The sequence below is a fragment of the Aminipila sp. genome, assembly GCF_032051575.1.
Lineage (GTDB): Bacteria > Bacillota > Clostridia > Peptostreptococcales > Anaerovoracaceae > Aminipila.
Genome location: NZ_DAMBYD010000005.1, coordinates 270,760 through 282,915, shown reverse-complemented (window position 1 = coordinate 282,915; position 12,156 = coordinate 270,760). Strand labels below are relative to the sequence as shown.

At 33.4% G+C, this 12,156-nt stretch carries 13 protein-coding genes and 1 pseudogene; 13 read left to right on the top strand and 1 reads right to left on the bottom strand.

The window, feature by feature from the left end; all coding sequences use genetic code 11:
- The first annotated feature begins 23 nt into the window (after positions 1–23).
- The 11 genes and pseudogenes from RTW14_RS08930 to RTW14_RS08885 all read left to right on the top strand — a co-directional run bounded on the left by RTW14_RS08930 (position 24) and on the right by RTW14_RS08885 (position 8,818).
- Positions 24–1,166: a hypothetical protein gene (locus RTW14_RS08930; RefSeq protein WP_312649653.1), complete on the top strand. Its 1,143-nt coding sequence runs from the start codon at positions 24–26 to the stop codon at positions 1,164–1,166.
- A gap of 109 nt (positions 1,167–1,275) precedes the next feature.
- Positions 1,276–2,097 (top strand): MBL fold metallo-hydrolase, encoded by an 822-nt coding sequence (locus RTW14_RS08925; RefSeq protein WP_312649651.1) that lies wholly within the window; start codon positions 1,276–1,278, stop codon positions 2,095–2,097.
- 98 nt (positions 2,098–2,195) lie between these two features.
- The gene (locus RTW14_RS18845) at positions 2,196–2,381 is read left to right on the top strand and encodes a GrpB family protein (protein ID WP_442871569.1); all 186 of its coding nucleotides are present in this window, start codon (positions 2,196–2,198) and stop codon (positions 2,379–2,381) included.
- A complete protein-coding gene (locus RTW14_RS08915; RefSeq protein ID WP_312649648.1) occupies positions 2,381–3,322 on the top strand; it encodes a TRM11 family SAM-dependent methyltransferase in 942 nt (313 codons plus the stop codon). The genes RTW14_RS18845 and RTW14_RS08915 overlap by 1 nt, the downstream gene beginning before the upstream one ends.
- A 79-nt stretch (positions 3,323–3,401) precedes the next feature.
- On the top strand, positions 3,402–4,343 hold the full coding sequence (locus RTW14_RS08910) for a CPBP family intramembrane glutamic endopeptidase (protein WP_312649645.1): 942 nt from the start codon (positions 3,402–3,404) through the stop codon (positions 4,341–4,343).
- 18 nt (positions 4,344–4,361) lie between these two features.
- Entirely contained in the window at positions 4,362–4,652 is a 291-nt protein-coding gene (locus RTW14_RS08905; protein WP_312649643.1) for a hypothetical protein, read from the top strand.
- A 150-nt stretch (positions 4,653–4,802) separates the two neighbouring features.
- A pseudogene (locus RTW14_RS18840) lies at positions 4,803–4,889 on the top strand (hypothetical protein); the annotation flags it as partial.
- A gap of 69 nt (positions 4,890–4,958) precedes the next feature.
- Positions 4,959–5,087 carry a hypothetical protein gene (locus RTW14_RS08900; protein WP_312649641.1) on the top strand — a complete coding sequence of 43 codons (129 nt, stop codon included), beginning with the start codon at positions 4,959–4,961 and terminating at the stop codon, positions 5,085–5,087.
- 245 nt (positions 5,088–5,332) lie between these two features.
- A complete protein-coding gene (locus tag RTW14_RS08895) occupies positions 5,333–7,984 on the top strand; it encodes a translation factor GTPase family protein (protein WP_331654423.1) in 2,652 nt (883 codons plus the stop codon).
- Between the two features lie 29 nt (positions 7,985–8,013).
- Entirely contained in the window at positions 8,014–8,205 is a 192-nt protein-coding gene (locus RTW14_RS08890; RefSeq protein ID WP_312649639.1) for a YwbE family protein, read from the top strand.
- A 70-nt stretch (positions 8,206–8,275) separates the two neighbouring features.
- Complete coding sequence (locus RTW14_RS08885; RefSeq protein ID WP_312649636.1) at positions 8,276–8,818, top strand: nitroreductase family protein; 543 nt, start codon at positions 8,276–8,278, stop codon at positions 8,816–8,818.
- 277 nt (positions 8,819–9,095) lie between these two features.
- Here the strand turns inward: RTW14_RS08885 and RTW14_RS08880 are convergent, their stop codons facing one another.
- Entirely contained in the window at positions 9,096–9,917 is an 822-nt protein-coding gene (locus tag RTW14_RS08880; protein ID WP_312649634.1) for an undecaprenyl-diphosphate phosphatase, read from the bottom strand.
- Positions 9,918–10,108: 191 nt separating this feature from the next.
- Between RTW14_RS08880 and RTW14_RS08875 the strand changes: the two genes are divergently transcribed.
- Both RTW14_RS08875 and RTW14_RS08870 read left to right on the top strand, forming a co-directional pair.
- A complete protein-coding gene (locus RTW14_RS08875; protein WP_312649632.1) occupies positions 10,109–10,756 on the top strand; it encodes a TetR/AcrR family transcriptional regulator in 648 nt (215 codons plus the stop codon).
- A gap of 92 nt (positions 10,757–10,848) precedes the next feature.
- A complete protein-coding gene (locus RTW14_RS08870; protein ID WP_312649630.1) occupies positions 10,849–12,111 on the top strand; it encodes an MFS transporter in 1,263 nt (420 codons plus the stop codon).
- Positions 12,112–12,156: the final 45 nt, after the last annotated feature.

Below are 12,156 nucleotides of genomic sequence, written 5' to 3'. Positions count from 1 at the left end.
ATATAAAGGAGAAGTAGCAAAAAATGAAAAAAAGGAGAATGGAAACTGTTGTAGTAATAGTGTTAATTTCTATTCTGTGTATGGGTTGTATACAAAGAATAGAAAATAATTATAGTGGCAATTTGACTGGTTTTGTGAAGGGCAACAATAAAATTGATTTTGTTGTTTATAATACAGAAACTGATAATTTTAGAAAGATTGCATCATTCCCAAACGATACCTTTGTAGAAGGTGCCACTATGACTGCAAATGGACAAAAATATGCATATACAATTTGGAATGAACAAGGTACACATGAATATCTAGTTGTAAAGGATATTGAAAACCACACAGAAAAAGAGTTTTTTAGAGATGAGAAACTTCCTAGCGAACTTAAAGGGGTAATGTTTATTGACCCAAAAAATATACTTTTAAGAAAGGTTGAAATTCCAAATGGATATCCGATGGAAAAAATCTTAATTTTAGATACCGAGACAGGAAAAACCGTTAATATACAAGAAGGCTACAATGCTTTGATAACAGGTGAAAACAATTATAATGATAAATCAAAAAACACATTTGAACTTCTAACAGAAAAAGAAGATGTCAATAATATTTTACAACAGTATGGCAGCAGTAAATCATCGAATGATATAGAGGATGATACAGTTATATTTTCAAAATTATCAAATCCTACCATAGTAGAAAGTAAGTCAAAGATATATTATACAAAAACGCTGTTCAGAAATATTGCAGTTCAGGGTGAAGGCGTCATATTGGGATCAAGTATATGGTGCTATGATTTAAATTCAAATAAAAGTGAATTACTATATACAGCAGAAGATGATAATATAATTGGGTATATTACAGTTAGTTTGAATGGAGATACATTGGTAATATCAAAGTTTAGAAAAACAACTGGAGAGGATGGTCAGTTATTTAAAATTAATTTATCGTCGCCTAAAGAGGCAAAGGTAATAGAAAAAACCAAAAAAAATGGTTATGTGTTTATTGATCCGATGTATTTGGATGATGATACAATTACATTTTTATCTGTAGAAAATGGAATGCCTTTGGAAGATGCTAAGAGGTATATTTTAAATATAGATACAGGTGATATTAAAGAACTAGAGGCAAATTATATTGATAAAAAGCAGTTATTTAGAAATTTTTCTAGAATTCTTTAGGAGAATTAGATTTATTGCAAGACAGTATGATTTTTCTTATGGCACAAAATGAGAGCGGTGGAAAGAAATAGAAATTTATGGTATGATATCAAGAGGAGCGTATAATAAAATGAATAGATTAAATAAACCAGTAGTTACTAAAGAAACAATTAAAGCAATGGAAGATATGTCATTTTTTACCCATGCTATGATTTTCGATGATTTGCTAATTGTTGCACAAAGAGAAACAAATTGTTTTGTATTAAAGACGAGTGCAGGGTTAATCGTGATAGATGCTATATGGCCGGAAAAAAAGGCTTTTGATGCAATAATAGATGCAATTAATGATATGGGATGGGATCCTGATACAATAAAAAAACTGGTATTGACACATGGACATGTTGATCATACTGGATGCGGAAGATGGTTTGTTGAAAAATATCACGTAGAAACATACCTTTCCAAAGTAGATGATATTTTTTGGCAGGAGCACCCAACCAAACCAGAAAGACCAGAAACCTGGAAAAATTATAAAATAGATGTTCATGTACAGGATGGAGATACCATAACATTAGGAGATAAAACCATATATGTTTATGGAACCTCTGGACATACTCCAGGAGGTTTAAGCTATATATTTCCTGTAAAAGAAGAGGAAGAAATACATATGGCAGCATTGTGGGGCGGCACGACACCACCATGGACAAAAAACCAAGTGAAGCAATATCTGAAGTCATTAGATTACTTTATGAATGAAGCAAAAATAAAAAATGTAGATGTGGCATTAAGTAATCATACATCTGTAGATAATGGTTTAGAACGTATCGCATATTCTAAAAAAAGAATGGCTTATATGCCCAATATTTATATAATTGGACAGGACGGATTTGAAAAATATTGTCAGGTATTTCGGAAGTTGAGTTATGATATGCTGAATAAACTGGGGGAATAGTTTAATGCCAAAGGAATTATCAGAAATGACACTGGAGGAATTGTGGGAGCTGTTTCCATACTGATAATTGGAGTGAATTATATTTTAGGGATTATTTAATTGAACATCCAGAGGCTGCTAAGGAATATTCAGATTTAAAAAGGCGGTTAAAGGAAAAATACGAATATAATAGAGATGCGTATACCAATGCAAAAGAAGAATTTATTAGCATATATTCCGAAAAAGCAAAACTACAGTATGGTGAAAGATATAAGACGAGAATAAAGAAAATGGAGATCAACTAATGAAAAGGGGCCAATATATTTATAACGTAAACTATAATGTGCAGGATCATAATTTGTGTGCTTTTGAATTTAGGGCGCTTTTTGATGATGAGTTTAAAAATAAAGTGTTTTTTACAGATAAAGAGGTTGATCCATCCATTAGCCCTTTTCTAAAGAATAGATTAAAAATCATATATAAGAAAAAGACTTTCAATGAAATTCTTGATGCAATTATAACAGATGATTTTAGAGCAAATGATTTTATGGTGAAGTATGTTGCCATGTATAACAGAGATCCAAATATTAATCAGGGAAAAAAATTGTCAAAAGAAGTAGGGCTTCGTATATATGGTTACCCATCCTTCCAGTCACCGAAAATCATGTTAGGTATTACATCTTATCAGGGTTATTGGTACTTTGGTTATTTACAACAAAATAATTATGAGTGGCGTAATCATAAGCAAAAGCCATACTCCTTTTCTAGCGCATTAGGAGTTAATATGGCTAAGGTGCTTATCAATGCGGCGGGTAGAGGTGATACTTCAAAGCGCTTAATTGATACCTGTTGTGGTGTAGGAACGGTCATTTTAGAAGGTGTTTTTGCAGGATATAATATATCTGGCTGGGAGATTAATTCCAAGGTTGCAGAATTTGCCCGTTTAAATTTGGCCCACTATCAATATCATGCTAAAATCGTAACGGGTGATATGAAAGATATTAAAGAACATTATGATGCTGTTATTGCTGATTTACCATATAATAACTTCAGCCATTTTGATGAAGAAAAACAATGGGATATCATCAAGCATGCTAAACAGATTGCAAGTAAAATGGTAATAGTCACGTCAACGGATATTAGAGAAAAGCTAAATTGGGAACAACTAAAGATTGTTGACTACTGCAGAGCAGAAAAAACAATTAAAGGAGATTTTACCCGATATATTTGGATATGCGAAAATTGAAATGATGCATTGCCTTATTTGAATGGTAATGCTAATTTCTTGTATCATGCAGTTAAAATAATCGATTATGGGAGGCCACGTGAGTGTTATAAATCAGTATTTAAAAGAGAGTGAGTTGTTTCTACAACAAAAAACAAGTAGAATGAAATTGAATATTCCATTAACAATTGTAGTTTATTTTTTACTGTGGTTGATTGGACTTGGATTAGGGCGTCTGCTTACGCAGGCTTTTTTCAATGTATTTGGGTTGATTGCTGATGTCAATGGGACGATTATGCTTGCATTAAGAAAAATAATGGTTTGTGGAACACAGATAATAATTTTCTTTTCATGGGTAAAATTTGTGGAAAAACGTCCAGTGAATTCGATTGGCTTTCAAACCAATAATCCTTTTAAACTATATATTACGGGATTTATGATTGGTTTATGTACAATAACAACAGTTACCCTGACGTTGCTTTTAACAGGAGCGATAACATTGAAATATGATCCACTAGATTATAGTTACATAATAATAAATCTTGGTATTATGGCATTGGGCTGGATTGTACAAAGTGCTTCAGAGGAAATTGCAATAAGAGGATGGCTGATTCCCAGTTTAGAAAAAAACAGTACACCAATTATAGCAATTTCTATCACGGCAATCATATTTGGTATTCTTCATTTATTTAGTTCTGGAGTAACCGTTTTATCTTTTATAAATTTGACATTATCCGGTATATTTTTCGCAGGTTATGCTATTCTTAACGGAAATATATGGGGAGTTTGTGGCTTGCATTTTGCCTGGAATTTTGCTCTTGGAAATATCTATGGTCTTCCTGTCAGCGGTTTTGCTGATAATGGAGAAAAGATCTTTCAAACACAACAAATAGGGTCTAGTTTACTTACAGGAGGGACTTTTGGCCCTGAAGGTGGACTTATCACAACAATTACATTATTGATTGCGATTGCTGGATTAATATTGAAGTGGATAAATAATCAACGTAAAGGGACAATGCAATCGAAAATACAATACTCTTAATTCAGGGAGGAAATAAAGATGGAAATCCATGTGAAAAAACAAATGCCAAAATGGAAAGAAAGATCTACATTAGAAAAAGGGTTGACAGTGTTTGGTCTAATTCTTTCAATTTCTGTTATCATATTGTCCGTTTTAAGTCTTGCAGGTAGGTGGAAAGACTTAATAAATGTAGTTGAGCCATTATTAGGATTGCTGATGTTGATTCAAACATTACAATTTTGGAAATATAATAAAGCGGTTGCCATATTTAGTCTTTTTGTTGCACTATTTATCTTTGGTGTTGCCATAGTAGTATTCTTTTTTAGGTAGTGTCGTACATAAATATAACTATGAATAAAAAATAGGAGAGCTCATTATCTTTTTAAATTTGATGCCATTAATTATATTATTGATACTATGTATAGGCGTGCCAGTATTAGTGGGCCTCTACGTTTATGGTGATGCAATGAAAAGGGGTGCCAAAATTGTGGATTTTATCTAGAAGCTGATTGGAGTGTTTGTCCAAAATGCGGAATGCAGATTTTGGAGCAGCAGGAATATAGTTAGGTTTTTTATTATAAATATAGCCAAAATGTGCAAACTAATAAAAATATTTTATTAAAGGAGCATAAAAATATGGATAATAATAAACAAAACGACAAAATAAAGAATGACAAAAAATCTAAAAATACTAAGGGTGATTCTCAAGATAAAAGTATAAAATCAGGACCCTTGTTTCAAAATCCTTTTAAAAATGAACAATAGGATTATTTGTTTTAATTAAAATCAATATAAAAATGCCATAAGAAATAACTTAAAGACTATAGGCCGGATGCGTAAAAGTAATTCAGTTTATAGTCTTTTTGGCGATAATTTAATTTACTTAATAACACCATTTTCACAATAAAATTGTCAAATTGCAAACTTACTGTTATCATAAGAATAGAAGAATACAAATGAATGGACAGTTTAGGTATTTAAAAGTCAGAAAAGGTGAAGGATTTAAATAGATGATGAAAAAATTAGTCATTGGAATACTAGCGCATGTAGATGCAGGTAAAACTTCATTATCAGAAGGAATACTTTATCAGTGTGGAAAAATTGGAAAGCTTGGAAGGGTGGACAATAAGGATGCTTATTTAGATACATATGAGTTAGAAAGGGCAAGAGGAATCACCATTTTTTCCAAACAGGCCATATTTGAAATAGGGGAGACTCAGATTACTTTATTAGACACACCAGGGCATGTTGATTTTTCTGCTGAAATGGAGAGAACACTTCAAGTGTTGGATTATGCCATTTTAGTAATAAGTGGCGCAGATGGAGTACAGGGGCATACCAAAACCTTATGGCAGCTGCTTGATATGTATGGGATTCCTGTGTTTTTATTCATCAATAAAATGGATCAAAATGGAACCAATAAAGCCGAGTTAATAAAAGAAATAAAAAGACAGTTGGATGATGAATGCATTGATTTTGGACAAGTTAAAGCGGATGGCTTTTATGAACAGCTGGCCATGAGCGATGAAACAATGATGGAAACTTATCTGGAAACAGGTTATGTTGGAGAACAGCAAATTAAAAAGGCTATTGAAGATCGGAAGATATTTCCATGTTTTTTTGGTTCAGCTTTAAAACTAGAGGGCATTGAACAGTTTATTCAGGGTATAATCAAGTATTCAATTATGCCATACTATCCTGATGAATTTGGGGCTAAAATATTTAAAATAACAAGAGATGAGCAAGGTAACCGGATTACTCACATGAAGCTTACAGGTGGAAATCTTAAGGTGAAAGATGTCTTATCCAATGGAATTTGGGAAGAGAAAGTTAACCAAATCCGTATCTATTCGGGCCAGAAATTTGAAGCAGTAAATGAGATAGCTGCAGGATGTGTATGCGCGGTAACAGGACTTAGCCAAACCATACCGGGCGAAGGTTTAGGAATAGAGGAAGCCTCAGATAAACCAGTATTAGAACCGGTATTGTTTTATCAGATGATATTGTCTGAAGGCTGTGATCTAAGGATGATGATTCCAAAGCTGCATCAGATTGAAGAAGAAGAGCCAGAACTTCATATTGTTTGGGATGAACATTTGCAGGAAATTCAGGTTCAAATTATGGGAGAAGTGCAGATTGAAATTCTGCAGAGTATGATACTAAGTCGTTTTGGTGTTCAAGTGACTTTTGATGCCGGAAGGATTGTATATAAAGAGACCATAGCCAACACAATTGAAGGGGTAGGGCATTTTGAACCACTACGACATTATGCAGAAGTTCATTTATTATTAGAGCAGGGAGAACCGGGGAGTGGTTTACAATGGGGAGTTCAATGTAGTGAAGATGTATTGGGTAAAAACTGGCAAAGACTTATTTTAACCCATCTTCAAGAAAAAGCTCATAAGGGAGTTTTGACAGGATCAGAAATTACCGATATGAAAATTACTTTAGTCTCAGGCAGAGCACATAATAAGCATACAGAAGGCGGTGACTTCAGAGAGGCCACTTACCGTGCTGTACGTCAGGGGTTAAAGGAAGCACAATCCATATTGTTAGAGCCTTATTATTCATTTCAGCTTGAATTGCCTGAAAAAATGGTAGGAAGGGCTATGACTGACATAGAAAAAATGCATGGAACATGTACCCTTTCACAGTCGAAACATGAAATGGCAGTTCTTGTGGGCAGTGCTCCTGTTATTAACATGAGAAACTATCAGAAAGAGGTAACAGCTTATACCAAAGGCCTTGGCAGGCTGTTTTGTATGATGAAGGGATATGAACCGTGTCATAATACCCAAGAAGTCATAAAAGGTATTGGTTATGATGCGGATAGAGATTTACAAAATCCTACAGGTTCTGTATTTTGTACACATGGTTCGGGTTTTCTGGTGGATTGGGATAAGGTTAAAGATTATATGCATGTTGAAAGTTATCTGCAGAGTAAAGAACATATATCTGGAGAATCAGTTCAAAGCAAACTCTCATTAACGGAAGAACCTTCGATTAGTTTGGATGAAATAGACAAGATTATTAACAATACCTATTATGCTAATCAAGGAAAGAAATCTGTATGGAAAAGACATAAGCCTGCAAGGGACAGCTATTATGAACTTCCTAGCTATGTGAGCATACCAAAGGAAACGAACGAAGTGTTTCTTCTTGTGGATGGGTATAATATTATACATGCATGGCCTGAGCTGAAGGAGCTTGTAGAGGATAATATGGAAGGCGCCAGAATGAAATTGCTTGATATGCTAAGCAACTATCAGGGGATTCGAAACTGCCAGATTATCGCTGTGTTTGATGCTTACCGCGTTCAGGGGCATCATGAGGAAGTAATCAACTATCAAAATATACATATGGTATATACAAGAGAGGCACAAACCGCAGATCAGTATATTGAGAAATTTGCCTATGATAATAAGAAGAAATATACTATAGTAGTTGCAACATCAGATGGTTTACAGCAGATGATTGTAAGAGGATCAGGATGTTCTTTGTTATCGGCAAGAGAACTGAAGATTGAGATTGAAGCAGCTAATGAAAGAATCAAGAAGGAATATAAGGAAATGCAAGGAAGGGACCGCAGTTACCTAATTGATTCATTGCCCCTGGAAACAAAAAAGCAGATAGAAGAACTCATAAAAAAAGAAAATGAGTAGTAGAGTTAATGTCAAGACAAGGAGAGAAAATGAACGGACAAAATAGATCCGATGTTAAAATCGGTGCTAAAGTAAAAATTGTATTAAAAGCGGATCAAAGAACAGGAAAACTTACAGAGGGAACGGTTGGAAAATTACTGACCAAAAGCAGTTTTCACCCTCATGGTATCAAAGTAATGTTAACTGATGGACAAGTGGGCAGGGTACAGGAATTTATTTAAGCTAGTAATTTTTTTTATTTATTATATAATAATAGAATAGCTAATTATTGGAAAAACGGAGGGGAAAATTATGGATGCTATATCATGTATTAAGGAAAGACGAAGTGTAAGAAAATATGAAGAGAAAATCATTCCTCATGAAGTGATGGAAGAGATTATAGAGTCTGCTTCTTATGCTCCATCATGGAAAAATACACAAATTGTACGTTATATAATAGTTGAAGACAGGGAAAAGATTGAAAAGATTTCTCAAGAATGTGTATTAGGATTTGAATATAATACAAAAACAATGAAAGATGCAGCAGCTTTAGTAATTGTTACTATGGTAAAAGGACGTAGTGGATACGAAAAGGATGGATCATTTTCTACCCCAAAAGGTGATAGATGGCAAATGTTTGATGCAGGTATAGCATCACAGACCTTTTGCCTAGCAGCTCATACTAAGGGAGTTGGGTCTGTTATAATGGGTATTTTTGATGATGACCAAGTAGGAGAAGCGGTTTCCATTCCTGAAGGACAGCAGGTGGCAGCAATTATTGCTGTTGGATATCCAAAGTTTACGCCTGAAGTTCCAAAGCGTAAGTCAGTAGAAGAACTTATATCCTATATTTAAGATTTGTATAGATATAAAAATATCCTCTTTCAGAATGGAAGAGGATATTTTTAATAAGACATATTATTTTGTACTGTTGTTTAATTTTGCTGATTATTATTTTCTGTTTTATTTTCAGTGTTATTATTCTGCTCTGACGAAGCTGCTTTACTAGCATTCTTTCGTTTGGCAACTGCATTTCTATGATTCATATTATTCATTTTTATCACCTCTGATAAAGTATGCGTCATATATTTGCCAATTATTCTAATAAATTGGCAATAGCATCATTTTATCATTAAAAGAATGAAAAATATGCCAGAACTGCAATGCCTAGTATAATTCGGTACCATCCAAAGGCCTGGAAATCATGTTTCTTTATGTAGCCCATAAGGAATTTAATAGCCAAGATGGATACGATAAAGGCTGAGATTGTACCTGTAAGAAGGATTACGATTTCCATACCTGTAAAAGAAAAACCGAATTTAATCATTTTTAACAGACTAGCTCCAAACATAACTGGAACTGCAAGGTAAAAAGTAAATTCAGCGGCAACTGTTCTGGAAGTTCCAATTAAAATTGCTCCAAGAATTGTTGCACCAGATCGTGAAGTGCCCGGAATTAATGCCAGCAATTGAAATATACCAATAAGCAGTGCTGTTTTATAAGTAATATGTGAAATGTTATTAATATGTGTCATTCTGTTTTTATTTTTTACTTCAATTAAAATAAATAATATTCCATATAATATTAATGTGATTGAAACCGTTTGATAATTGAAAAATAAGGCTTCAATTTGGTCATCGAACAAAAGACCGATGATTGCTGCCGGAACACAGGCAACAAATATTTTTAACCATATAGATATAATTTCTTTTTGAATAATAGGCTTTCTGTCCAGTGATATCGGAAAAAGTTTTTTCCAATAAAGAACTACAACTGCCATGATGGCTCCAAGCTGAATCACAACCAAAAACATTTCTTTAAATGCGGCTGACATATTCAGTTTTAAAAATTCATCCACTAGAATCATATGCCCAGTGCTGCTGATAGGAAGCCATTCTGTAATACCTTCTACAATACCTAAAACAATCGCTTTAAATATTTCAATAAATTCCATAATTTTATAATCTCCTAATTCCAATTTTATTTTATAAACAGACAATTCTCATATGTCTTGTAAAATATGCCTTGTTATTTTATCACAAAAAAATAAACAATTACATCTTTATTTTAGAATTGCTGTTATTGACAAGTTATAAATATGATGCTAATATATACATACTAACGGTATGTATATGAGGTGAAATCATGGCAAAAAACAAATATCCAGAAGAAACAGTGAATTTGATTCTTGATGTATCACTAAGGCTCTTTATCCAAAAAGGGTATGACCATACATCTATACAAGATATTATTGATCAGCTTGGGGGGCTAAGTAAGGGCGCCATCTATCATCACTTTAAATCCAAAGAAAGTATTTTGATTGCAGTATATAAAAGAATATCTAAGGGTATTGAAGATGAAATGACAGCAATTCTTGGTAACAAAAAACTAAATGGAATGGAAAAACTTCAAAACATGTTTGCATCGTCATTGCAGAGCAAGCAACATGTAGAATTATTTGCGGCTTCACCAAAGCTATTGGAAAATCCGCGTTTACTTGCTATTCAATTAAAAAGTATTGTGGAGGATATAGTCCCTAATTATGTTGAACCAGTCCTAGAGGAAGGTGTGCAGGATGGGTCAATATGCACCAAATATCCAAAAGAATTGGCTCAGGTTTTAATTCTAATGAGTAATATATGGTTGAATCCTCTTGTTTATCCCATGAAGAAAGAAGAAGTACTATCAAAGATTGCTTTTTTCAATGAAATGATGTTATCTATGGGAATCTCATTTATAAATAAAGACCTTGAAGCTCGATTGGAGCAGTTAAGGTCTTTAGCAGATAAATAAAAATAACAATATAAATAAAATAACTACCAATTTGGTAGTTTTATTTTAGGAGTATACATACCGACGGTAGGTATTTAAAATGGAGGAAGATTATGTTAAGTAAAGATTTTATTCTTGTAGTTATTGGTCAAGTTATATCATTATTTGGAAATGCTATTTTAAGATTTGCATTGCCCTTGTATCTTTTGAATCAGACCAACTCACCGGCGTTGTTTGGGATTGTATCAGCCTGCTCTTTTATCCCTATGATCGTGTTATCACCTATTGGGGGGATTGTGGCAGATAGAACCAATAAGAGGAACATTATGGTGGTTCTGGACTTGTTTACAGCTATTCTTTCATTTAGTGTAGTCCTTTTGTTAGGCAATGTTAATCTGATAGGACTTATGCTGATAGCACTTATTATCTTGTATGGGATTCAAGGAGCATATCAGCCAGCAGTGCAGGCAAGTATTCCAGCACTGGTCAGCACAGAAAATTTAATGTCTGCTAATGCAGTGATCAATCTTGTAAGTTCAATCGCAAGACTTGTAGGACCTGTTATTGGGGGTATACTTTATGTAACATTAGGCATATATACCATACTTTATTTAGGATTTCTATGCTTTTTATTTTCGGCATTAATTGAAATATTTATAAAAATTCCATTTATAAAGCGAGAAACAGAAGATAATGCTGTAGGAATTGTTGTTAAGGATATGAAAGAAAGTTATCATTTTATTAAAGAGAAAAAGCCAGTTGTAGGGAAGGCAGCATTATTACTCGCTGCAATAAATTTATTTTTTTCCACGTTAATCATTATTGGATTGCCGGTTATAGTTACACAAAAGTTAGGGTTTGAGCCAGTATATGCAAATCGGCTTTATGGATTTGCAGAGGGAGCACTTGCAGCTGGAGGACTTGTAGGTGGTATTTTGGCAGGAATAATGGGAAGAAACCTACAGATTAAGAATGCTGATAAGCTTTTAATATTCTGCTCGCTAACCATATTACCAATTGGTATTGTACTTTTAATAAAAATACCTTCAATCCTGTCATATGGAATCATTGTAGCTAGTTGTTTTATTATGATGGTCTTATCCTCAATATTTTCTATAGAATTGATGGCATATGTTCAAATGATTACCCCAAATGAGCTAATTGGAAAAGTAATGTCTCTTGCTATGTGCATATGCTTAAGTGCTCAACCCATCGGTCAGGCAGTTTATGGAATGTTGTTTGAACTTGTACCAAATAGGATAGGAGTTTTATTTATTGTCTCAGCAGTTATTTGTCTAATAATATCAGTATACTCTAAAAAGGTATTTCCTGATAATTCATTCTCAATTGCAAGAGATTGCAAAAATAGATTGTGAATAGTATAATTACATATAATACAAGGATTAATATAAACTATATCT

What these genes read in the sequence shown, in the direction of transcription:
- RTW14_RS08930 (WP_312649653.1), top strand. Translation starts at nt 24, where the DNA reads ATGAAAAAAAGGAGAATGGAAACTGTTGTAGTAATAGTGTTAATTTCT.
- RTW14_RS08925 (WP_312649651.1), top strand. Translation starts at nt 1,276, where the DNA reads ATGAATAGATTAAATAAACCAGTAGTTACTAAAGAAACAATTAAAGCA.
- RTW14_RS08915 (WP_312649648.1), top strand. Translation starts at nt 2,381, where the DNA reads ATGAAAAGGGGCCAATATATTTATAACGTAAACTATAATGTGCAGGAT.
- RTW14_RS08905 (WP_312649643.1), top strand. Translation starts at nt 4,362, where the DNA reads ATGGAAATCCATGTGAAAAAACAAATGCCAAAATGGAAAGAAAGATCT.
- RTW14_RS08900 (WP_312649641.1), top strand. Translation starts at nt 4,959, where the DNA reads ATGGATAATAATAAACAAAACGACAAAATAAAGAATGACAAAAAATCT.
- RTW14_RS08895 (WP_331654423.1), top strand. Translation starts at nt 5,333, where the DNA reads ATGATGAAAAAATTAGTCATTGGAATACTAGCGCATGTAGATGCAGGT.
- RTW14_RS08890 (WP_312649639.1), top strand. Translation starts at nt 8,014, where the DNA reads ATGAACGGACAAAATAGATCCGATGTTAAAATCGGTGCTAAAGTAAAA.
- RTW14_RS08885 (WP_312649636.1), top strand. Translation starts at nt 8,276, where the DNA reads ATGGATGCTATATCATGTATTAAGGAAAGACGAAGTGTAAGAAAATAT.
- RTW14_RS08880 (WP_312649634.1), bottom strand. Translation starts at nt 9,917, where the DNA reads ATGGAATTTATTGAAATATTTAAAGCGATTGTTTTAGGTATTGTAGAA.
- RTW14_RS08875 (WP_312649632.1), top strand. Translation starts at nt 10,109, where the DNA reads ATGGCAAAAAACAAATATCCAGAAGAAACAGTGAATTTGATTCTTGAT.
- RTW14_RS08870 (WP_312649630.1), top strand. Translation starts at nt 10,849, where the DNA reads ATGTTAAGTAAAGATTTTATTCTTGTAGTTATTGGTCAAGTTATATCA.